Raw genomic sequence first — 21053 nt, 5'->3', positions numbered from 1 at the left:
CCGCCGCGCCCCCAAGGTCATTCGGCGGGGTGCTGCGCGCCGCGGCTGCCCTCCCCCAGCTGCGGGGCGGGGGTGACGCCGGCGGTTCGGATCGGGCCGGGCTCTGCGCGCACGCCGCGTTCGCCGAGTTCGGGCGCATGGCCCATCAGGCGCAGGATGTAGACGATGCCCGCGCCGAAGATGGCGAAGTAGATCACGATGAAGGCCACGAGCGAGGCCGCCACCGCCGCCGTGCCGAGGGGCGAGACCGCGTCGGCGGTCATCAGCTCGCCGTAGATCACGAAGGGCTGGCGGCCGATCTCGGTCGTGAGCCAGCCCGCGATCACCGCGACAAACCCCGAGGGTCCCATGGCCAGCATGGCGCGGTGCAGCCAGGTGGCGTCGTAGAGCGTCCCCCGCAGGCGCGCGGCGAGACCCCAGACCCCGAGGGCGATCATCAGGACCCCGAGGCCCACCATCACCCGGAAGGCGTAGAACACCGGGGCGACGGGCGGCTCGAGCTCGTCGGGCACGGTGTCGAGCCCGTCCAGGGACCCGTTCCAGCCCTTCTTGAGGATCGGACCGCCGAGGCGCGGGATCTCCAGCGCATGGCGCATCTCGCCGGCCTCCTGGTCGGGAATGCCGAAGAGGATCAGCGGGATGCCGTCCTCGTAGCTCCGGAAATGGCCTTCCATGGCGAGCACCTTCACCGGCTGGTGCTCGTAGGTGTTCAGCCCGTGCTCGTGGCCCAGCACCGCCTGGATGGGCGCGGTCACCACGATCATCCACATCGCCATGGAGAACATGGTGCGCACGCCCGCGTTCCCCGAGCGGCCGCGCAGGAGGTGCCAGGCCCCCACCCCGCCGACGACGAAGGCGGTGGTCAGGTAGGCCGCGGTCACGCTGTGGGCGAGGCGGTAGGGGAAGGAGGGGTTGAAGATGATCTCCCACCAGTTCTCCGGGACGTACTGCCCGGCCTCGTTCATGGCGAAGCCCGCGGGCGTGTGCATCCAGGAGTTCACCGACAGGATCCAGGTGGCGGAGATCACCGTGCCCACCGCCACCATGAGCGTGGCGAACATGTGAAGCCCGTTCCCGACCCGCTCGCGGCCGAAGAGCATGATCCCGAGAAAGCCCGCCTCGAGGAAGAAGGCGGTGAGCACCTCGTAGGCCATGAGCGGGCCGATGACCGGGCCCGCGCGGTCGGAGAACACCGACCAGTTGGTGCCGAACTGGTAGGCCATCACGATGCCCGAGACGACGCCCATGGCAAAGGAGATGGCGAAGATCTTCAGCCAGTACTTGAAGAGCCGCAGGTAGGATTCGTCCCTGGTCCAGAGATACATGCCGTTCAGCACGGCGAGGTAGGACGCCAGCCCGATCGACAGCGCCGGGAAGATGAAGTGGAACGATACCGTGAAGCCGAACTGGATGCGGGCGAGCATCAGCGCGTCGAGGCCGAAGATCGTTTCCATGGGGGACCCTTCCTGACTGCGGACTTTCCTTCTCTCCCCTCGTCATCTAGGCGCCGGGTGTCGAACCGGGATGCGACAAAGGCTCATCTGCGCTGCAGCTTTGTCGCAGGGCCCGGGCAGCGGCCTGCAAGTCTCCGGCGGTGCCGCGGACTGCATGGCAGCAACCGGGGCGCCTCCCATGACCAGCGCCGTCCACGCCGCCGCCGCAGCGGTGGCCGTGCGTCTCGGGGGCGGCGGCGCCGCGTGAGCAGGATGCGGAGCGGGATCGAGGAGGTTCGGGCCCCGACCTGCCCTGTGCGCCGTCGACCGCGCCCGACGCGCGGCCCTTCTTCCTCGACCGGGTGCGCGAGAAGGCGCAGGTTCGGGCTGCGCGCCCGGGCCGGCGCTCTTTCGCGGCGGTGCAGCGTCCGGCACGACATCGTTTCGTGACACGCGTGTGAAGGACGCCTATGGAGGGGTCAAGAACCCCATCGGGATTCGGAGCCGCTGTCCTTGGCCAAACGCCTGCCCCCCTCGCATCCGTTCGATTTCGGAGCGGTCGATCCGCTCGGCGACGACAAGCTGCACGAGGAGTGCGGCGTCTTCGGCGTGATCGGCGTGACCGATGCCGCCAATTTCATCGCGCTGGGCCTCCATGCCCTGCAGCATCGGGGCCAGGAGGCGGGCGGGATCGTGACCCACGATCCCGAGAGCGGCTTTCAGACCGTGCGTCGCTTCGGCTATGTGCGCGACAATTTCACCGATGCCGAGACCATGGCGAAGCTGCCGGGCACGCTCGGCATCGGGCATGTGCGCTATTCCACCGCCGGATCGAAGGGCCAGACCGCGATCCGCGACGTGCAGCCGTTCTTCGGCGAGTTCGCCATGGGCGGGGCGGCCATCGCCCACAACGGCAACATCACCAACGCCAATTCCCTGCGGCGGGAGCTGATCGAGCGGGGCTCGATCTTCCAGTCCTCCTCGGACAGCGAATGCATCATCCACCTGATGGCGCGGTCCCTGCAGAAGACCATTCCCGACCGGATGGAGGATGCGCTCCGCCGGGTCGAGGGCGCCTTCTCTGTCGTGGCCATGACCCGGTCGAAGCTGATCGGCGTGCGCGATCCGCTGGGCGTGCGCCCGCTGGTGCTGGGCCGCGTGGGCGACGGCTGGGTCCTGTCCTCGGAGACCTGCGCGCTCGATATCATCGGAGCCGAGTTCGTGCGCGAGATCGAGCCGGGCGAGATGGTGGTGATCAGTGCCGCCGGTCTCGAGAGCCTGCGTCCGTTCCGGCCGAAGAAATCGCGGTTCTGCATCTTCGAGCATGTCTATTTCAGCCGCCCCGACAGCCAGATCGGCGGGCGGTCCGTCTACGAGACGCGCGAGGCCATCGGCGCGGAACTGGCGCGGGAGGCGCCGGTGGAGGCCGATCTCGTCTGCCCGGTGCCCGACAGTGGCACGCCCGCCGCCATCGGTTATGCGCGGGTCTCCGGCATCCCCTACGGCATGGGGATCGTGCGCAACCAGTACATGGGCCGGACCTTCATCGAGCCGACCGAGCAGATCCGGAACATGGGCGTGCGGCTGAAGCTCAACGTCAACCGGGCGCTGGTGAAGGGCAAGCGGGTGGTGCTGGTGGACGATTCGGTCGTGCGCGGCACCACGAGCCGCAAGATCAAGGAGATGATCCTCGACGCGGGCGCGGCCGAGGTCCATTTCCGCATCGCCTCGCCGCCCACGGCCTGGCCCTGCTTTTACGGGGTGGACACGCCGCAGCGGGAGAAGCTGCTGGCGGCGGGCATGTCCGAGGAGGAGATGCGCGCGCATCTCGGGGTCGATTCGCTGCGCTTCATCTCGCTCGACGGGCTCTACCGCGCGGTCGGAGAGGCCGGCGGCCGGAACGCCGCCGCTCCGCAGTATTGCGACGCCTGTTTCTCGGGGGAATACCCGGTGGAACCCGCCGACATGGTCGAGCAGGGCTTCCGCTCCAAGACCGCCGCGGAGTAGCGCCGGTCCGCCTCGCGGCCATGTGAGCGCTATCGGCGGCGCGCCGCCCAGGGTGACGCGGCGCGCGCGCCGGTTTTCGCTGCCCTGCAGCATCGGCCTTTCGCCCCGCGCAGGAAGGCCCGATACGGCCCGGACCGTTCCGGGGGCGATATCCCCAGATCCCGGGTTCAGCCGGGGCGCGTGCCTTCGGGACGGTTCCTTCAGATCACGGGACCGACCAATGCACTTCGAGAGCTTTCCCCCTTCCGGCGCGCCCACCTCCGAGACCGAGGCGGCGGCCACCGAGAGCGGCCTGCTGCCCGACCGGGGCCCGGCGCTTCTCGGCATCGTGGAGGGACCCGAGGGCGCCCGCGCGCTGATCCGCCATGATGGCGGCGAGGTGACCATGGCGACCACGGGCGACGACACGCCCTCGGGCCGGATCGCGGCCGTGGGACAGGGCCAGGTGGTGCTCTCGGGCGGCGTGTGGGACACCGTCCTGACGATGCCCGCGGGCTGACTTCATTCCGCCATCCGGCGCCGCTAGGGTTCCGGGCATGACGCGCCCGGCCGACCATGACGCCTATCTCGCCACCCTGTCCGGGCCGGAGCGCGCGGCGCTGTCGCGGCTGCGGGGCGTGCTGGCGGCGGAACTGCCCGGCGCCGCCGAGGTCATGGCCTACGGCCTGCCCGGGTTCCGGGAGCGGAAACTCGTCGCGGGCTACGGGGCCGCCAAGGGGCATCTGTCGCTCTATCCCTTTTCGGGCCGGGTCCTCGACCGGCTCTCGGCGGAGATCGCGGCGGCGGGGCTCAGCTTCTCGCCCGGGGCGTTGACGTTCCCGCCGGACCGGCTGCCGCCGCTGTCACTGATCCGCCTCGTGATCGCGGAACGCCGCGCGGAGATCGGCGGATGACCGTCCCGACGACCATCCTGGTGCTCAACACCGGGCGCTGCGGCTCGACCACGCTGGCGCGGGCCTGCGGACACCTGACGAGCCATACGGCGGGACACGAGACGCTGAGCCATCTGACGGGCCCGGCGCGGCTGGCCTATCCCGAGGCGCACATCGAATGCGACAACCGGCTTGCGTGGTTTCTCGGCCGGATCGAGGCCGAATGGGGCGACCGGGCCGCCTATGTGCACCTCACCCGCGATCCCGAGGCGGTGGCCCGCAGCTTTGCCCGGCGGGCGAACCCCGGGATCCTTCAGGCCTATCGCAACGGCATCCTTCTGGGCGCCGCCTGGAAGAGGCCGGATCAGCCGAGGATCGAGATCGCCCGGGACTATGTCGCCACGGTCACCGCCAACATCACCGCCTTTCTCGCCCGGCGCGCCCATGTCATGGCGCTGTCGCTCGAGACGCTGGAGGAGGAGTTTCCGCGCTTTCTCGACTGGATCGGGGCGGAGGGCGACCTCGGGGCGGCTCAGGCGGAGATCCGGCTGAGGCACAACGCAAGCGAGCCTTGACGCCCCGGTGCGCCCGCGCCAAGGGAGCGCCATGACAGACAGCCGACCCGCCGCCCTGATCACCGGCGCCTCCCGCGGGCTGGGGGCGGCGATTGCGCTCGCCCTCGCCCCCACCCATCACGTCGTCGCCTGCGCCCGCACCGTGGGCGCGCTCGAGGAGCTCGACGACCGCATCCGCGCGGCGGGCGGCGAGGCGACGCTGGCGCCCATGGATATCACCGTGGACGCGGCGATGCAGCAGCTCTGCCGGTCCATCTTCGAGCGCTGGGGGCGGCTTGCGCTCTGGGTGCACACGGCCGTCCATGCCGCGCCGATGTCGCCCGCGGCCCATGTGGCCGAGAAGGAGCTGACGAAGAGCCTTTCGGTGAACGTCGAGGCCGCGGCGCGGCTGATCCGCTACACCGCGCCGCTTCTGGGGGCGGAGGGCCGGGCGGTGTTCCTTGCCGATCCCCAGGGCGGACGACCGTTCCATGCCGCCTATGGCGCGACCAAGGCCGCGCAGATCGCCATGGCGGAAAGCTGGCGCGAGGAGACACGGAAGACCGGGCCGCAGGTCGCGATCCTCGAGCCGCGGCCCATGCCCACAGCCACCCGCGCGCGGTTCCATCCCGGCGAGGACCGCGGCCTGCTGACCCCGCCCGAGGCCGAGGCGGCGCGGCTCCTGCCCGCGATCCTGGGCTGACGCCGCGCGGGCGGCGGGCGTCTTTTTCGAGTATTTCCGGCCAGATGAGGACGGGGGATGGCGCGCCTTTCCTCGGGGCGCGCTTGCGGGCAGGGCGGCTCTCGCTTAGGAGGCGGGGAAGTCGGCAAAGGTGATCCATGCGCATTCTCGTGACCAATGACGACGGGATCAACGCCCCGGGGCTGAAGGTGCTCGAGGCCATCGCCGCGGAGATCGCGGGCGAGGAGGGCGAGGTCTGGGTGGTCGCGCCGGCCTTCGAGCAGTCGGGCGTGGGCCACATGATCTCCTACGTCCACCCCACCATGATCGCGGAACTGGCCCCCCGCCGCTATGCCGCCGAGGGCTCCCCGGCCGATTGCGTCCTGGCGGGGATCTATCATGTGCTGGGGGGAGAGCGGCCGGATCTGGTGCTCTCGGGCGTGAACCGGGGCAACAACGCCGCCGAGAACGCGCTTTATTCGGGCACCATCGGCGGCGCCATGGAAGGTGCGCTGCAGCGGCTGCCGTCCATCGCACTGTCGCAGTACTACGGTCCCGACAATGCCCGCAGCGCGGACCCGTTCTCGGCCGCCCGCGCCTGGGGGGTGGAGACCGTGCGGCGGATCCTCGCCCATGGCGACTGGGGCGGGGACGGCTACACGACCTTCTACAACGTCAACTTCCCCCCGGTGCCGGGCGAGGCGGTGAAGGGGCTCAGGGCCGCGCCGCAGGGCCTCCGACCGGGCGTCTTCCACTCCGTCGAGGGCATGCTCTCGCCGGGCGGGCGGCGGTTCCTCTGGGTCCGGGGCGGCGACCAGACGGTGCGGCCGGCCGAGGGCTCGGACGCGGCGGTCAATCTCGACGGCTGGGTTTCCGTCACGCCGATGCGCGCGGATCTCACGGCCCATGACGCGCTGGACCCGCTGGAGGCGGCTCTGACGTGACCGACGAGGCGGAGCGCAAGATGCAGTTCCTCTTCGCCCTGCGTTCGCGCGGCGTCACGGACAAGCGGGTGCTCGAGGCCATGGAGCGGATCGACCGGCGGCGCTTCGTCACCGGGCTCTTCTCGGACCGCGCCTACGAGGACATGCCGCTGCCGATCTCCTGCGGGCAGACCATCAGCCAGCCCTCCGTGGTGGGGCTGATGACCCAGGCGCTGGAGGTCGACGCGCGGCACAAGGTGCTGGAGGTGGGCACGGGCTCGGGCTACCAGGCCGCGATCCTGAGCCTGCTCGCCCGGCGCGTCTACACGGTGGACCGCCACAAGCGGCTGGTGCGGGCGGCCGAGGCGCTGTTCCGCGAGCATGACCTCGTCAACATCACGGCGCTGGTGGCCGACGGCAGCTTCGGCCTGCCCGAGCAGGCGCCCTTCGACCGTATCCTCGTGACCGCGGCCGCGGAGGACCCGCCCGGCCCGCTCTTGGCGCAACTGCGCGAGGGCGGTATCATGGTGCTGCCGGTCGGACAGTCCGACGCGGTCCAGGCGCTGATCCGGGTCGTCCGGACCCGCGAGGGCTTCGACTACGAGGAGCTGCGCGCGGTGCGGTTCGTGCCTCTGGTCGGGGGCCTCGGAGAGGATTGAGCGGCTGCCGGGCGAAGGTCCCGGGAGAGACGGAGCGGACGTCCCGCCGAACGGGGCGCAGGCATGAGGACGATGCAGATGGCGCAGGCGACCCCCACGGCACGACCCATCAGGCGGATGCTGGCCGCGAGCGCGCTGGCGCTGGCGGCGGGCTGCAGCGGCTCCGGCGTCGATTTCGACATGCGCGGGCTCGGCGGCGGGTTCAACACCAGCGACGTGACCCGCGACCTGCCCGCCCGGCCCGAGCCCGACGCCCGCGGGATCATCACCTATCCCAATTCCCAGGCCGCCGTGGCGCGGCAGGGCGAGACGGTGGCCCAGCTCGCCGCCCGCCTCGGGCTCGACGCGGCCGAACTGGCGCGGTTCAACGGCATCACCCCGGACAGCACCCTGCGCCGCGGAGAGCTGCTGGTGCTGCCCGCGTCCGCCGGGACCGTGACGGCGCCCACCTCCGATCTGGCCGCGCCGGGGGCGGTCGACGTGACGGACCTCGCCTCGGCGGCGATCGACCGCGCCGACGGCGGCGCCCCCGCGCCGACGCCCGTCCGGGCCGAGGCCCCGGCCCCGGCGGCGGGTGCCGAGCCGCTGCGCCACCAGGTGCAGCGGGGCGAGACGGTCTATTCCATCGCCCGCCTCTACGGCGTGCCGGCGCGGGCGCTGGCCGACTGGAACGGGCTCGGCCCGGACCTCGCGATCCGCGAGGGCCAGCAGCTCCTGATCCCGCAGGCGGGCGGCACGGCCCCCGCGCCGGCCACCGTGGCGCCCGCGGTCGCCACGGTGCCCGGGGCGGGCAGCCCGACGCCCCTGCCCCCCTCCTCGACCGCGCCGCTGCCGCAGGAGCAGCCGCCCCCCGCCTCGGCCGCCGCCGTGGCGGAGGATGCGCCGCCCACGCCGGACCTCGGCGCGGAGCGCGAGGAACCCGAGGACAGCGGCCGCCTCGCCATGCCGGTGCAGGGCACGATCATCCGCGAATATGCCCGGGGCCGGAACGAGGGCATCGACATCGCCGCCCCCGCCGGCACCGCCGTGCGGGCCGCCGACAGCGGCACGGTGGCGGCGATCACCCAGGACACGGACGGGGCCTCGATCGTCGTGCTGCGGCACGCGAACAACCTGCTGACGGTCTATGTGAACATCACCGATCTTGCGGTGGAGAAGGACCAGCAGGTCAGCCGCGGGCAGACCATCGCCCGCATTCCGCCGGGCGATCCGAGCTACCTGCATTTCGAGACCCGCGAGGGGCTGCAGAGCGTCGATCCGGCGAACTACCTGCCGTAGGGACCCATGATCTTCCAGAAGATCATGGGCGCGCAACGATCCTCGAGAAGATCGTTTCAGCCCAGCCGCACGCCCTCGCGGCCGGCAAGATCGGTGAAGTATTGCCAGGCCACGCGGCCCGACCGGCCGCCGCGGGTGGCCTGCCACTCGATCGCCTCGGCCCTGAGCCGCGCCTCGTCGATCTCGACACCCCAGGCTTCGCAGTAGCCGCGGATCATCGCGAGATAGGCGTCCTGGTCGCAGGGATGGAAGCCGAGCCAGAGCCCGAAGCGGTCGGAGAGCGAGACCTTCTCCTCGGTCGCCTCGGAGGGGGAGATCGCGGTCTGGCGCTCGTTCTCGATCATGTCCCGCGGCATCAGGTGACGCCGGTTCGAGGTGGCATAGAGCACCACGTTGTCCGGACGGCCCTCGATGCCGCCGTCGAGCACGGCCTTCAGCGACTTGTAATGCGCATCGTCATGGCCGAACGAGAGGTCGTCGCAGAACAGGATGAACCGCTCCGGCCGGTCCCGGAGCAGGCCGAGGCAGCGGCCGATGGAGGCGAGGTCCTCGCGCTGGACCTCGACGATCTTCAGCTCTTCGTGCACTGCCTGAACGGCGCCGTGCACCGCCTTGACGAGGCTCGACTTTCCCATTCCTCGCGCGCCCCACAGGAGGGCATTGTTCGCGGGCAGGCCGGCGGCGAAGCGGCGGGTGTTCTCGAGCAGCGTGTCGCGGGCGCGGCCCACGCCGACGAGAAGGCCCACGTCGATGCGGTTCACCCGCGGCACGGGGACCAGCCGGTCGGGCTCCACATGCCAGACGAAGGCCGAGGCGGCGGCGAAATCCGGCGCGGGCGCGGGCGGCGGCGCGAGGCGCTCCAGCGCCTCGGCGATCCTCAGCAGGGGGTCGGTCACGGTTTCGGCGCCTCGTCGTCGGGGTCTGCATAGAGATCGTGCAGCCCCTCGTTCTCGCCCAGCACGCCCTCCGCGCGCAGCTCCTCCTCGCGCTTCCGCTCGACGCGCTGCACGAGCTGGATCGACACCTCGTAGAGCCCGTAGACCACCACGAAGAGGATGAGCTGGGTGATCACGTCCGGCGGGGTCACGAGCGCGGCGAGCACGAGGATGCCCACCACGGCATACTTGCGGACGGAGCGCAGGCCCGGGGCCGTCACCAGCCCGGCCTTGCCCATGAGCGTCAGCAGGACCGGAAGCTGAAAGCAGAGGCCGAAGGCCACGATGAACTTGATCGTGAGGTCGAGATAGGCCTGGGCCGAGCCCTGGAACACCACCGACAGGCCCGAGCCGACCCCCGGCGCCGGCAGCGCCTCGCCGTCCTGGCCGAACTGCTGGAAGCCGAGGAAGAAGTCGTAGGCGAGCGGGGTGACGATGTAGAAGGCAAAGGCCGCGCCCGCGACGAACATGAAGGGCGAGGCGATCATGAAGGGCAGGAAGGCGCCCTTCTCCGACCGGTAGAGCCCCGGCGCCACGAAGCGCCACATCTGGAAGGCGATCCAGGGGAACGACAGCATCAGCCCGCCGACGAGGCTGACCTTGATCGCCACGAAGAAGCCTTCCTGCGGCGAGATGAAGATCAGGTCGCAGTTCTGACCGCGCTCGGCCAGCGTGGCGCAGAGCGGCCCGGTCAGGAAGTTGAAGATCGGCGTCGCCACGGTGAAGCAGAGGACCATGCCGACGAGGAACCCCAGGACGGCGTGGATGAGCCGCGTGCGCAGTTCGCGCAGATGCTCGATCAGCGGGGCGGAGCTGTCCTCGAGCTCGTCGGCCTGGCTCATCGTGTCTCGTCTCCCGTGGACTTCGGCGCGGGTTCGGGGGCCGTGCGGAGGGTCTCCGCGGGACGGGCGCCGGCGCTTTCGGCCATGGCGGCCTCGAGCGCGGCCTCGGCCTCGTCATCGGCCTCCTCGACCGCGGCCTGTTCGGCGGCCTCCCGCTCGCGGGCCTCGCGGGCCATGCGCTCCTCGGCCATTTCGGCCGCGCGTTTCTCGATCTTGCGCTTCGCCTCGAGCCGCTCCTGCGACAGCCGCTCCGTCTCCGGGCCGAGGCCCGCGGCGTGTTTCAGGCTGTCGGTGCCGAACTTGCCGGGGTTCGCGGCGGCCCGGATCGTCTTGTTGATGTCCCTGACGCCGGACTGATCGGCGGCGTCCTCCATGGCGCGGCTGAATTCGCGCGCCATGCCGCGGGCCTTGCCGGTGAACCGCCCGACCGCGCGGAACATCTGCGGCAGGTCCTCGGGGCCGACCACGATCAGCGCCACGATCCCGATGACAAGCAGTTCCGTCCACCCGAGACCGAACATGGGCTACGCTCCTGCGGCCGGGTCAGGCCTTGTCCTTTTCCTCGTGGGGGGACACGTCGCGGGCGGCCATGGCCTGCTCGTCGGTGCCGTCCTCGAGTTCTTTCTTGCCGTCCTCGACGCCGCGCTTGAAGGCGGTGATGCCCTTGCCGACCTCTCCCATGAGCGACGAGATCTTGCCGCGTCCGAAGAGCACGAGAACCACGACGGCGATGAGCAGAAGGCCGGGAAGGCCGATGTTGTTCAGCATGGGGTCTCTCCCGCTTTGAGGTCGACCCCGGGTCTAGGCGGGCGGCGCCCGGCGGAACAGCGGTATTCGCCCGGTTCGGGCTGCGCGGCTGGCGGAGGGGTGCATTTCGTGACAGAAACCTGTCAGGAGCCATTGCGATGAGCCGGGCCGACCGCCTTTCCGACCTGATGCGCGCGCTGCGCCGTCCCGGCCCGCACCGGGCCGAGGCGCTGGCCGGTGCGCTGGGGGTGAGTCCGCGCACGATCTACCGCGACATGGACGCCTTGCGGGAGGCGGGGGTGCCCGTCTCCGGCACGCGCGGCACGGGCTACCGAATCACCGCGACGCGCAGCCTGCCGCCGCTGCACCTGACGGACGACGAGATGGAGGCGTTGCAGGTCGGGCTTGCCGCGGTCGCCCAGGCGGCCGATCCGGATCTCGCGGCCGCGGCGGCGCGGCTTTCGGAGAAGCTCGACGAGGCCCTTCCGGAGGACGGTCTCGCCCCCCGCCCCGCCGATGCGGCCACCCGCGCCCTGCGGCATCTCCCCACGCTTCGCGGAGCGATCCGCGCGCGGCAGAAGCTGCGCCTCGACGGGCGGGTGGTGCGGCCGCTCCGGCTGGAGTTCTGGGGCCGGCTCTGGACGCTGCTGGTCTGGGACGAGACGGCCGGGGCGTTCGCGGAGCTTCAGGTGGACCGGATCGGCGCCTTGGAGGGACTGCCGAGCCTTTTCGTGGACGAGGCGGGACGGCGGGCGCGGGACTACCCGGGCTAGGATGCGGACCCGCGGTCCGGCGGGATCGGCGCGCCCGGCGGTGCAAAGGCACCGCGCGCCCGGGATCAGAAGCCGAAGGAGATGTTGCGCGTCACGCCCACGCGGACCGAGAGGCTGTCCTCGCTGCCCTGCTGGACGATGGGGCTGTCCGCGGCGGAGCCGATGAACTGGTTGTAGGTCACCGCGCTGTCGATGCCCCAGTCGTCGTTGATCTCGTAGGTCATGCCAAGCTCGACCCCGGCGCTGAGCGCGCCGCCCTCGGCGTCGAAGGCGGCGAAATCGCCGCCCGAGGCCACGGATTCCGCGGCGCTGACCCCGAAATAGGTATCGGCATAGTCGTCGGAGCCCAGGAACACCCGCGGGCCGAGGCGCAGGGTGAAGCGATCCGACGGACGGAACACGGCGTCGGCGCCGACCTCGCCCACGAGCGATTCGTGGCCCGTCACGCCGTAGCGCAGGTCGGCGAAGGCCTCCACCGACGGGGTGACGTAGCGGATGCCGAAGCCGAGCTCGATCGCCTGGTCCACGTCGTCGAGACCCGCAAGCTCCGGGAAGTCGTCGCTGCTTCGGCCGGGAATGTAGCGAAAGCTGCCCGCGATGCCGAAGCCCGCGGCATCCGGCTGTCCGAGGCGCAGGCGGAAGTTGGAGAACCCGAGATCCGGGCCGAGCCGGTAATCCTCCGACCCGAAATACTCCGGTTCCGCGGCCACGCCGGCGCGCAGGGTGAACTGCGGCGAGATGTCCCCGAATGTCGCGAGCGACTGCGCGCTGCCGGCCCCGGCCAGAAGCACGAGCGGAAGGCCGAGGAGAAAGGGGCGGACTGGATGCAAGGCAGGATGTCCCGGCTGGAGGTGCCCCAATATCTAGGGGGCGGTTACGATTCTGCCAACGGCGGACCCGGATCGAAATCGCTTGCCCGCGGGACTGTTGCACGGCAGTCAGACCCATGCTCTCCTATCAGCACGCCTATCACGCCGGAAACATGGCGGATGTGCACAAGCACAGCGTGCTTGCCGTGGCGCTCGACTATCTGGCGCAGAAGGACAAGCCGCTGAGCTATGTCGAAACCCATGCCGGGCGGGGTCTTTACCGGCTCGACGATGCCGCGGCGCTGAAGACGGGCGAGGCCGCGCGCGGCATCGGCGCGGTGGAGCGGAGCTTTCCGGAGGGCCACCCCCTGATCCGGGTCATCCGGCGCACCCGGGCCATCCATGGCCCCGCGGCCTACCCGGGCTCTCCGCTGATCGCCCGCGGGCTGCTGCGCCCGGGCGATGCGCTGCACCTGGCGGAGCTGCATCCGCAGGAATTCGACGGCCTGCAAGACACCATGGGCCGCGACGCGCGGCTCTACCATGCCGACGGGCCTGCGCTCGCGCTGTCGCTGGCCCCGCCCGACCCGCGACGGGGGCTGTGCCTCGTCGATCCCTCCTGGGAGGTGAAGGACGAATGGACCGCCCTGCCCCGGTTCCTCGCGAAGCTGCACCGGGCCTGGCCCGTGGGAGTGCTGATCCTGTGGATGCCGCTTCTCGCGACGGGCGCCCACGAGGAGGGGCTCGCGGCCGTGGCGAAGGTCCTGCCGGAGGCGCGGGTGCACCGCATCGGCTTTGCCCCCGCGCGGCCGGGACACGGGATGATCGGGTCGGCGCTTGTGCTGGTGAACCCACCCTGGGGGCTCGAGGCGGAGCTGGAGAGGCTCGCCGCCCTCTTCCCTTGGCAGCGGCCCGGCCCTAGGTAGGGCGGCATGTTTGGTGATCTCCTGCGCCGTCTCACGGCCCCCGACCCGGAACCCATGCCCGACACGGACGCGCGGATGGCGCTGACGGCGCTGCTCGTGCGGCTGGCGAAGTCCGACGGCGACTATGCGGTGGAAGAGATCCGCCGCATCGACCGGATCATCGCGACGCGCTACGGGCTGAACCCGGTCGAGGCGGCGAAGCTCCGCGCCGATGCCGAGCGGCTGGAGCATGACGCGCCCGACACCGTGCGATTCACCCGTGCGATCAAGGCCGCCGTTCCCTACGAGGACCGCGCCGGGGTGATCGAGGCCCTGTGGGAGGTCGTGCTGGCCGACGGCGTGCGCGACGACGAGGAGGATGCGCTCCTTCGGATGGTGGCGCCGATGCTGGGCATCAGCGACCAGGACAGCGCGCTCGCGCGGCAGCGGATCGAGGACCGGCGGTCCTGAGGCGGGGAACTCGCCGGGCGGCCGCCGTTTGCCGCGCCGCACCGACCCGTGTCCGCTCCGCCCGAAGACCGGGCAATCGACGGCCCGGCGCCGGACGGGCGGCGCGGAAACGTTGCAATCGGCGCGTTGTTGGGGTGCAATCGGCGCGACGTCACCGAGGCCGGGAGGCTGACCCATGACTGCGGACCTGCCCGTCCTCGAGATCCGGAACCTGCACAAGAGCTACGGCGCCCTCGAGGTGCTCAAGGGCGTGAACATCACCGCCCCCGCGGGCCATGTGGTCTCGATGATCGGCTCCTCGGGCTCGGGAAAGTCCACGCTCCTGCGCTGCGCGAACCTGCTCGAGGACAGCCAGCAGGGCGACGTGATCTTCTGCGGCGAGCCGGTGATCTGGAAGGGCCAGGGCGCCCACCGTCATCCCGGAGACCGGAGACAGACGATCCGCATCCGGACCAACCTCTCGATGGTGTTCCAGCAGTTCAACCTCTGGGCGCACATGACCATCCTCGAGAACGTGATGGAGGCGCCGGTGACCGTGCTGAAGCGCAACCGCGCGGAGGTCGAGGCCGCGGCGCGGGCCTACCTCGACAAGGTCGGCATCGGCGACAAGGCCGACGCCTACCCGGCCCAGCTTTCCGGCGGCCAGCAGCAGCGGGCAGCCATCGCGCGGGCGCTCGCCATGGAGCCGAAGGCGCTGCTCTTCGACGAACCGACCTCCGCGCTCGATCCGGAACTGGAGCAGGAGGTGGTGCGGGTCATCAAGGCCCTTGCCGAAGAGGGCCGCACCATGGTGATCGTGACGCACGACATGCGCCTCGCGGCCGATGTCTCCGACCACGTCGTCTTTCTCCACAAGGGCGTCATCGAGGAGGAGGGTCCGCCCGAGGCGGTGTTCGGAAACCCGCAGTCCGAGCGGCTCCGCGGCTTTCTCGGTGCGGGCCGTGCCGCCTGAACCACATGCCCGAAAACCGGGCGAACACCGGGGAAGCAGGCTCCGGTGCGCGTACGGGCGCTTGCCAAGGCCGTTGTTTCCGCCCACGCTCCGGGGCACCGCAATGACAGGGCCGGATCAATCACGGCCCGGAACGACCAAGGGGAGAGACCGACACATGAAACTGCTGACACTCACCGCAGCCGCCGCCACGCTCGTCGCCGGCGCGGCCTTCGCCCAGGACACCGTGCGACTTGGCACCGAGGGCGCCTACCCTCCCTACAACTTCCTCAACGACGCGGGCGAGGTCGACGGCTTCGAGATCGAGCTGGGCAACGAGCTCTGCGCGCGGGCCGAGCTGACCTGCGAATGGGTGCTGAACGACTGGGATTCGATCATCCCCAACCTCGTGTCGGGCAACTATGACGCGATCATGGCCGGCATGTCGATCACCGACGAGCGCGACGAGGTCATCGACTTCACGCAGAACTACTATCCCCCCACCGCCTCGGCCTATGTCGGCGCGTCGGAAGATGCCGACTGGCAGTCGGGCGTGGTCGCGGCGCAGGCCGCCACGATCCAGGCCGCCCATGTGGCCGAAGGGGACGCGGCGCTTCTTGAATTCGCCACGCCCGAGGAAACCGTCGCGGCCGTGCGGAACGGCGAGGCGGACGCGGTCTTCGCCGATTTCGACTTCCTCAAGCCCATCGTCGACGCCTCGGGCGGAGAGCTGATCTTCGTCGGCGATCCGGTGCCCCTCGGCGGCGGGATCGGCATGGGCCTGCGCGAGACCGACGAGGAGCTGCAGGGCGCCTTCGATGCGGCCATCACCTCCATGAAGGAGGACGGGACGCTGAACGAGCTCCTGATCAAGTGGTTCGGCGAAGACACCCAGACCTACGAATGATCCGGGCGCAGGATGGGTGACAGCGCCCATCCTGCCCACCGCACCCGATGTTCAGTTTCTGCACCGATCCTGCCGCGCTCGACGGCCTTCCGTGGTTCGCCTGTTACCTGACGACGGGCAAGCACCTGGCGTTCTACGCCGCCTTCGGAACGGTGCTTCTGCTGCTGGCGATCACGGCGCCCCTCGCGCTGGCCTTCGGTTTCGCCGGGGCGGCGGCGGCGCGGGGACCGGCCCCGGTCTCCTGGCTCGGAAAGGGCTATATCGCCATCGTCCGCGGCGTGCCCGACATCGCCTTCTTCCTCTTCTTCGTCATCGCCCTCGACCAGTTCTTCGAATGGATCCGCCACGAGATCCGCTGCCCCGACTGGGACCAGCCGATCCGGCGCGGAAATGATTTCCTCGTCTGCCCGGAGGCCAAGCTGCCTCTCGGCAATGCCGCGCAATGGGTGCACGAGACCTACGGCTTCCTCCTTGCGGTGCTGACCTTCGCCATCGTCTTCGGCGCCTTCGCCGCGAACGTGCTCCATGGCGCGATGCAGGCCGTGCCGCGGGCACAGATCGAGACCGCCGAGGCCTATGGCATGAGCCGGCGCCAGACCTTCTGGCGGGTGCTGGTGCCGCAGATGTGGGTCTATGCGCTGCCGGGCCTGTCGAACCTCTGGATGGTGCTGATCAAGGCCACGCCGCTGCTGTTCCTTCTGGGGGTGCAGGACATCGTCTACTGGGCGCGCGAGCTTGGCGGGACCAAGACGCCGCAGTTCACGGACTATCCCCACGGCGACTGGCGGATGTGGTATTTCCTCGCGCTGCTGGTCTTCTATCTCGCCTTCACCCGCGTTTCGGAAATCGCCTTCGCCCGGCTGACAGAGCGGCTGAGCCACGGCCAGGCCACTGCGGCAGGCGAACGCCAGCGCCGAGCGGCGGCCGCATGAGCGCCCCTTCCGCTCCTTTTCTGGCCGGAAATATCCCGGGGGGAGTCCGCACCGCGGACGGGGGGCAGGCCCCCCTGCCCCGCGCGCCCCGGAGCGCCGCGCCATGAGCTGTTGGGAGACCATCGCCGATTACGGCCTCAGGTCCCTCGGGATCGGGGAGCGGCTCCTGCCGCGGTCGGAGTTCACGCTCTGCCAGCAGATCACCCTCATCGGCTCGGGCATGATCTGGAATGTCTATTTCGGGCTTGTCGCCCTCGTGACCGGCTTCTTTCTGGCCACCGCCGTGGCCGTGGGCAAGGCGCAGGACAACCCCTGGCTTCGCAAACCTTCGGAATGGTTCATCTTCCTCTTCCGCGGCTCGCCGCTCTTCATCCAGTTCTTCTTCGCCTATTTCAGCTTCCTGTCGCTGAAATCGGCCTATCCGTTCTTCGATCCCTTCACCTCCGCCTGGCTCGGGGCGGCGCTGGTCCTGTTCCTGAACACCGCCGCCTATTCCGGCGAGATCTTCCACGGTGCGCTGCAATCCATCCCCAAGGGCGATCTCGAGGCCGCCGACGCCTATGGCCTCTCGGGATGGGCGAAGTTCCGGCGTGTGACATGGCCCACGATGCTGCGGCTTGCATGGCCCGCCTACACGAACGAGGCGATCTTTCTGTTCCACGCCACGACGCTCGTCTTCTTCTCCGGTTTTCCGGCGCGCCAGCAGATGGGCGACGCGCTCTATTACGCGAGCTATTTCGCCGACAAGACCTTCAATCCCTTCGTTCCCTACCCGATCCTCGCGGTCTATTTCATCCTCGTCACGCTCGGGATCATCGGCGCGATGGGGCTGGCCAACCGCCGTCTCAACAGGCATCTGCCTCAGAACCAGCGGCGCGGTCTGCGCCTGCGTCCCGGAGCAGCGCTGATGCGCTGACAGACATGAACCTCGGCGATCATCCAGACATCCGCACCATCCGCGTGGCCGCGGCCGATCTCAACGGCGTGGCGCGCGGGAAGCGCCTGCCCCGCCGCACCGCGGAATCGGCCATCTCCAGCGGGACGCGCTTTCCGCTCTCTGTCCTGAATCTCGACATCTGGGGCGAGGACATCGACGACAGCCCGCTCGTCTTCGAAAGCGGCGATCCCGACGGCGTCGCGCGCGCCACCGAGCGGGGCTTCCTGCCGATGCCCTGGCTGAATGCGCCCACAGCACTTCTGCCGCTCTGGATGTTCCGCGAGGACGGCACTCCCTTCGCCGGCGACCCGCGCCATGCGCTGGCGGCGGTGCTCGACCGCTTCGCCGCCCGCGGGCTGACGCCCGTCGTGGGCACCGAGCTCGAGTTCTACGTGATCGACGACACCGGCCCGCGCCTGCGCGTGCCGCCCAGCCCCCGCTCCGGCAAGCGGCGGCAGGGCGCCGAGATCCTGAGCCTGCGCGCCCTCGATGCCTTCGACAATTTCTTCACCGACATCTACGACGGCTGCGAGGACATGAACATTCCCGCCGACACCGCGATCAGCGAGGCGGGGATCGGCCAGTTCGAGGTGAACCTGAGCCACGAGACCGCGATGAAGGCGGCCGACGACGCCTGGCTCTTCAAGCTCCTGGTGCGCGGCATCGCCCGCAAGCACGGCTTTGCCGCGTCGTTCATGGCGAAGCCCTACGAGGATTATTCCGGCAACGGGATGCACGTCCATGTCTCGGTGCTCGATGCCGAGGGGCGCAACATCTTCGACGACGGCGGCCCGCAGGGGTCGGACGCGCTGCGGCACGCGGTGGCGGGATGCCTCGCCGCGATGCCCGGCTCGACGCTGGTGTTCTTTCCCCATGCCACCTCCTACGACCGGCTGGTGCCCGACAGCCACGCGCCCACCTCGGTGGGCTGGGGCTACGAGAACCGCACCGTGGCGCTGCGCGTGCCCGCGGGCGCGCCCGCCGCGCGCCGGATCGAGCACCGCGTGGCGGGGGGCGACGTGAATCCCTACCTGATGCTCGCCGCGATCCTCGGCGGGGTGCTCGCCGGGCTCGAGGACGCCGTCGAACCGCCACCGCCGGTCACCGGCAATGCCTATGCGCAGGACCTGCCGCAGCTTCCGGGCACCTGGGCCGAGGCCATCGACGCCTTCGACAGCTGCCCGCAGGTGGCGCGCATCTTCCCGCGTGAGCTGGTGTCGAACTTCGTCGCGACGAAGCGACAGGAACTGCATTACGTCGCAGAACTCTCCGAGCGCGAGAAGGTGGACCTCTACCTCGACACGGTGTGACCCGGGCGGGCGAGGCGCCGACCCGTTCCACCCCCGCCCGGATTGCCGCAGGTCGGCGGGGGCTTGAGCATACTCCGCGGCAGGCTTAGTTTCGCTCCATTCCTCACCCAGGTGTTTCATGCACATCGGCATCCTTCAGACCGGCCATGCCCCCGAGGCACTGGCCCACGACCACGGCGACTACGCGCAGCTCTTCGAGCGGCTTCTCGAGGGGCGCGACTTCACCTTCTCGACCTGGAACGTGGTCGACATGGAGTTTCCCCCCGGCCCCGAGGCCGCCCAGGGCTGGCTCGTCACCGGCTCACGCCACGGCGCCTACGAGGACCTGCCGTTCATCCCCCTGCTCGAGACCTTCCTGCGCGCCGCCAATGGCGCAGGCGTGCCCATCGTGGGCATCTGCTTCGGCCATCAGGTGCTGGCCCAGGCCCTCGGCGGCAAGGTGGAGAAGTTCGCGGGCGGATGGTCCGCGGGCCGCGTCGTCTACGACTGGCAGGGCGAGGAGGTCCCGCTCCACGCCTGGCACCAGGATCAGGTGACGGAGGCGCCCGCGGAGGCGCGCACCCTGGCGACCCATCCGCATTGCCGGCACGCCGCGCTCCTCTACGGCGACCGGGCGTTCACCGTGCAGGCCCATCCCGAGTTCGACCGGCCTTTCCTCGAGGGCCTGATCGCGCACCGGGGCGACGCCCTGCCCTCCGACCGGCTGGAGGCCGCGCGCGCCAGCATCGGAGCGCCGGTGGCCAACGCGGCCCTCGCCGAGCGCATCTCGCGCTTCTTCACGGAGCGCCGGGCATGACCGACTGGACCGACAAGCTGCCCCCCGCCGCCCAGGCCTATGTCGAGCGGCACAGGCTCGACGAGGTGGAATGCGTCATCGCGGACCTGCCGGGCATCGCCCGCGGCAAGGCCGTCCCGGCGACGAAATTCGCCACGCTCCGGCATTTCCACCTGCCCAACTCGATCTTCTACCAGACGATCACAGGCGACTGGGGAGAGGCCGCCACCGACGGCTTTACCGAGCCCGACATGATCCTGAAGCCCGACATGGCCACCGCCACCGCCGCCCCCTGGGCCGAGGACGGCACGCTTCAGGTGATCCATGACGCCTTCGACCAGAAGGGCCAGCCCGTGCCCACGGCACCCCGCAACGTGCTGAAACGGGTGGTCGAGCTCTACAAGGCGCAGGGCTGGCACCCGGTGGTGGCGCCCGAGATGGAATTCTACCTGATCGGCCGCAACATCGACCCCGCAAAGGCCATCGAGCCCATGACCGGCCGCACCGGCCGACCCGCCGCCGCGCGGCAGGCCTATTCCATGACGGCCGTCGACGAATACGGCCCGGTCATCGACGACATCTACGAATGGGCGGAGATCCAGGGCTTCGAGATCGACGGCATCACCCAGGAGGGCGGCGCGGGCCAGCTCGAGATCAACCTGCGCCACGGCGATCCGGTGACGCTCGCCGACACGATCTTCTACTTCAAGCGGCTGATCCGGGAAGCCGCGCTGAAGCACGACTGCTTCGCCACCTTCATGGCGAAACCCATCGAGGGCGAGCCCGGAAGCGCCATGCACGTCCATCACTCGGTGATCGACGAGAAGGGGCGCAACATCTTCTCGGGGCCCGCGGGCGGCGAGACGGACGCCTTCTTCCACTTCATCGGCGGGTTGCAGGAGCATCTGCCGAGCGCGGTGGCGCTGATGGCGCCCTACGTCAACTCCTACCGCCGCTACGTCAAGGACCACGCGGCCCCGATCAACCTCGAATGGGGCCGCGACAACCGCACGACGGGCATCCGCGTGCCGATTTCCGACCACGCGAGCCGCCGGATCGAGAACCGGATCGCGGGGATGGACTGCAACCCCTATCTCGGGATCGCGGGATCGCTCGCCTGCGGGTATCTCGGGCTGATGCAGGAAATCTGGCCGGACAAGCGGTTCCACGGCGACGCCTACGAGGCCGAGGACGCGATCCCGCGGGGCGTCTATGCCGCGCTCGACCTCTTCGATGCCGCCAAGGACCTGCACGAGGTGCTGCATCCCGAGTTCGCGCGGGTCTATTCCGTGGTCAAGCGCGCGGAATACGACGAGTTCCTGCAGGTGATCTCCCCCTGGGAGCGCGAGCATCTGCTGCTGAACGTCTAGG

General features: G+C 70.0%; 24 protein-coding genes. 18 read left to right on the top strand and 6 right to left on the bottom strand.

All coding sequences use genetic code 11. From position 1 onward, the window contains the following. Nucleotides 1-17: 17 nt before the first annotated feature. Nucleotides 18-1454, bottom strand: coding sequence for a cytochrome ubiquinol oxidase subunit I (locus tag EAT49_RS19330; protein ID WP_123643948.1), 1437 nt, complete (start codon nt 1452-1454; stop codon nt 18-20). A 504-nt stretch (nt 1455-1958) separates the two neighbouring features. Between EAT49_RS19330 and purF the strand changes: the two genes are divergently transcribed. From purF to EAT49_RS19290, 8 genes are all read left to right on the top strand, one after another. Continuing rightward, a complete protein-coding gene (gene purF / locus EAT49_RS19325) occupies nt 1959-3440 on the top strand; it encodes an amidophosphoribosyltransferase (RefSeq protein ID WP_123643967.1) in 1482 nt (493 codons plus the stop codon). 220 nt (nt 3441-3660) lie between these two features. After that, nucleotides 3661-3939, top strand: a complete 279-nt coding sequence (locus EAT49_RS19320) for a hypothetical protein (protein WP_123643947.1) — start codon at nt 3661-3663, stop codon at nt 3937-3939. Between the two features lie 37 nt (nt 3940-3976). Beyond that, nucleotides 3977-4333 (top strand): iron chaperone, encoded by a 357-nt coding sequence (locus tag EAT49_RS19315; RefSeq protein ID WP_123643946.1) that lies wholly within the window; start codon nt 3977-3979, stop codon nt 4331-4333. Beyond that, on the top strand, nt 4330-4887 hold the full coding sequence (locus tag EAT49_RS19310) for a hypothetical protein (protein WP_123643945.1): 558 nt from the start codon (nt 4330-4332) through the stop codon (nt 4885-4887). The genes EAT49_RS19315 and EAT49_RS19310 overlap by 4 nt, the downstream gene beginning before the upstream one ends. Nucleotides 4888-4918: 31 nt before the next feature. Further along, entirely contained in the window at nt 4919-5569 is a 651-nt protein-coding gene (locus tag EAT49_RS19305; protein WP_123643944.1) for an SDR family NAD(P)-dependent oxidoreductase, read from the top strand. Between the two features lie 137 nt (nt 5570-5706). Further along, nucleotides 5707-6492, top strand: a complete 786-nt coding sequence (surE, locus tag EAT49_RS19300; RefSeq protein WP_123643943.1) for a 5'/3'-nucleotidase SurE — start codon at nt 5707-5709, stop codon at nt 6490-6492. After that, nucleotides 6489-7130, top strand: a complete 642-nt coding sequence (locus EAT49_RS19295) for a protein-L-isoaspartate(D-aspartate) O-methyltransferase (RefSeq protein WP_281274749.1) — start codon at nt 6489-6491, stop codon at nt 7128-7130. The genes surE and EAT49_RS19295 overlap by 4 nt, the downstream gene beginning before the upstream one ends. Before the next feature lie 78 nt (nt 7131-7208). After that, on the top strand, nt 7209-8408 hold the full coding sequence (locus EAT49_RS19290) for a peptidoglycan DD-metalloendopeptidase family protein (RefSeq protein WP_123643965.1): 1200 nt from the start codon (nt 7209-7211) through the stop codon (nt 8406-8408). Nucleotides 8409-8464: 56 nt separating this feature from the next. Here EAT49_RS19290 and EAT49_RS19285 read toward each other — a convergent pair whose 3' ends face one another. The 4 genes from EAT49_RS19285 to EAT49_RS19270 are packed head-to-tail and all read right to left on the bottom strand — an operon-like array spanning nt 8465 to nt 10953. Continuing rightward, nucleotides 8465-9304, bottom strand: coding sequence for an ATP-binding protein (locus EAT49_RS19285; RefSeq protein ID WP_123643942.1), 840 nt, complete (start codon nt 9302-9304; stop codon nt 8465-8467). Beyond that, complete coding sequence (gene tatC / locus EAT49_RS19280; protein WP_123643941.1) at nt 9301-10185, bottom strand: twin-arginine translocase subunit TatC; 885 nt, start codon at nt 10183-10185, stop codon at nt 9301-9303. Before tatC ends, EAT49_RS19285 begins: the two co-directional genes overlap by 4 nt. Continuing rightward, on the bottom strand, nt 10182-10706 hold the full coding sequence (tatB, locus tag EAT49_RS19275; RefSeq protein ID WP_123643940.1) for a Sec-independent protein translocase protein TatB: 525 nt from the start codon (nt 10704-10706) through the stop codon (nt 10182-10184). Before tatB ends, tatC begins: the two co-directional genes overlap by 4 nt. Nucleotides 10707-10728: 22 nt before the next feature. Beyond that, nucleotides 10729-10953 (bottom strand): twin-arginine translocase TatA/TatE family subunit, encoded by a 225-nt coding sequence (locus tag EAT49_RS19270; protein ID WP_123643939.1) that lies wholly within the window; start codon nt 10951-10953, stop codon nt 10729-10731. A 137-nt stretch (nt 10954-11090) separates the two neighbouring features. Here EAT49_RS19270 and EAT49_RS19265 point away from each other — a divergent pair, with 137 nt between their 5' ends. Then, on the top strand, nt 11091-11705 hold the full coding sequence (locus tag EAT49_RS19265; protein ID WP_123643938.1) for a helix-turn-helix transcriptional regulator: 615 nt from the start codon (nt 11091-11093) through the stop codon (nt 11703-11705). A 65-nt stretch (nt 11706-11770) separates the two neighbouring features. On the opposite strand, the gene EAT49_RS19260 is transcribed toward EAT49_RS19265, so the two are convergent. Then, nucleotides 11771-12535 carry a MipA/OmpV family protein gene (locus tag EAT49_RS19260; protein WP_246003913.1) on the bottom strand — a complete coding sequence of 255 codons (765 nt, stop codon included), beginning with the start codon at nt 12533-12535 and terminating at the stop codon, nt 11771-11773. Nucleotides 12536-12651: 116 nt separating this feature from the next. Here EAT49_RS19260 and rlmJ point away from each other — a divergent pair, with 116 nt between their 5' ends. The 9 genes from rlmJ to EAT49_RS19215 all read left to right on the top strand — a co-directional run bounded on the left by rlmJ (nt 12652) and on the right by EAT49_RS19215 (nt 21052). Continuing rightward, nucleotides 12652-13440, top strand: a complete 789-nt coding sequence (gene rlmJ, locus EAT49_RS19255; protein ID WP_123643937.1) for a 23S rRNA (adenine(2030)-N(6))-methyltransferase RlmJ — start codon at nt 12652-12654, stop codon at nt 13438-13440. Between the two features lie 6 nt (nt 13441-13446). Next, nucleotides 13447-13890 carry a tellurite resistance TerB family protein gene (locus EAT49_RS19250; RefSeq protein ID WP_123643936.1) on the top strand — a complete coding sequence of 148 codons (444 nt, stop codon included), beginning with the start codon at nt 13447-13449 and terminating at the stop codon, nt 13888-13890. Between the two features lie 175 nt (nt 13891-14065). Next, nucleotides 14066-14842 (top strand): ABC transporter ATP-binding protein, encoded by a 777-nt coding sequence (locus EAT49_RS19245; protein WP_123643935.1) that lies wholly within the window; start codon nt 14066-14068, stop codon nt 14840-14842. Between the two features lie 157 nt (nt 14843-14999). Then, a complete protein-coding gene (locus EAT49_RS19240) occupies nt 15000-15728 on the top strand; it encodes a transporter substrate-binding domain-containing protein (protein WP_123643934.1) in 729 nt (242 codons plus the stop codon). A 47-nt stretch (nt 15729-15775) separates the two neighbouring features. Next, nucleotides 15776-16660, top strand: coding sequence for an ABC transporter permease (locus tag EAT49_RS19235; RefSeq protein WP_123643933.1), 885 nt, complete (start codon nt 15776-15778; stop codon nt 16658-16660). Between the two features lie 103 nt (nt 16661-16763). Further along, a complete protein-coding gene (locus EAT49_RS19230) occupies nt 16764-17576 on the top strand; it encodes an ABC transporter permease (protein WP_123643932.1) in 813 nt (270 codons plus the stop codon). Between the two features lie 5 nt (nt 17577-17581). Further along, nucleotides 17582-18907 carry a glutamine synthetase family protein gene (locus EAT49_RS19225; protein ID WP_123643931.1) on the top strand — a complete coding sequence of 442 codons (1326 nt, stop codon included), beginning with the start codon at nt 17582-17584 and terminating at the stop codon, nt 18905-18907. A 118-nt stretch (nt 18908-19025) separates the two neighbouring features. Beyond that, entirely contained in the window at nt 19026-19703 is a 678-nt protein-coding gene (locus tag EAT49_RS19220) for a type 1 glutamine amidotransferase (RefSeq protein ID WP_123643930.1), read from the top strand. Beyond that, nucleotides 19700-21052 (top strand): glutamine synthetase family protein, encoded by a 1353-nt coding sequence (locus tag EAT49_RS19215; protein ID WP_123643929.1) that lies wholly within the window; start codon nt 19700-19702, stop codon nt 21050-21052. Before EAT49_RS19220 ends, EAT49_RS19215 begins: the two co-directional genes overlap by 4 nt. Nucleotide 21053 lies beyond the last annotated feature (1 nt).

The sequence above is a fragment of the Histidinibacterium lentulum genome, assembly GCF_003789055.1.
In the GTDB taxonomy this organism is placed as follows: Bacteria; Pseudomonadota; Alphaproteobacteria; order Rhodobacterales; family Rhodobacteraceae; genus Oceanicola; species Oceanicola lentulus.
This window is presented reverse-complemented; position numbering and strand designations above follow the sequence as displayed.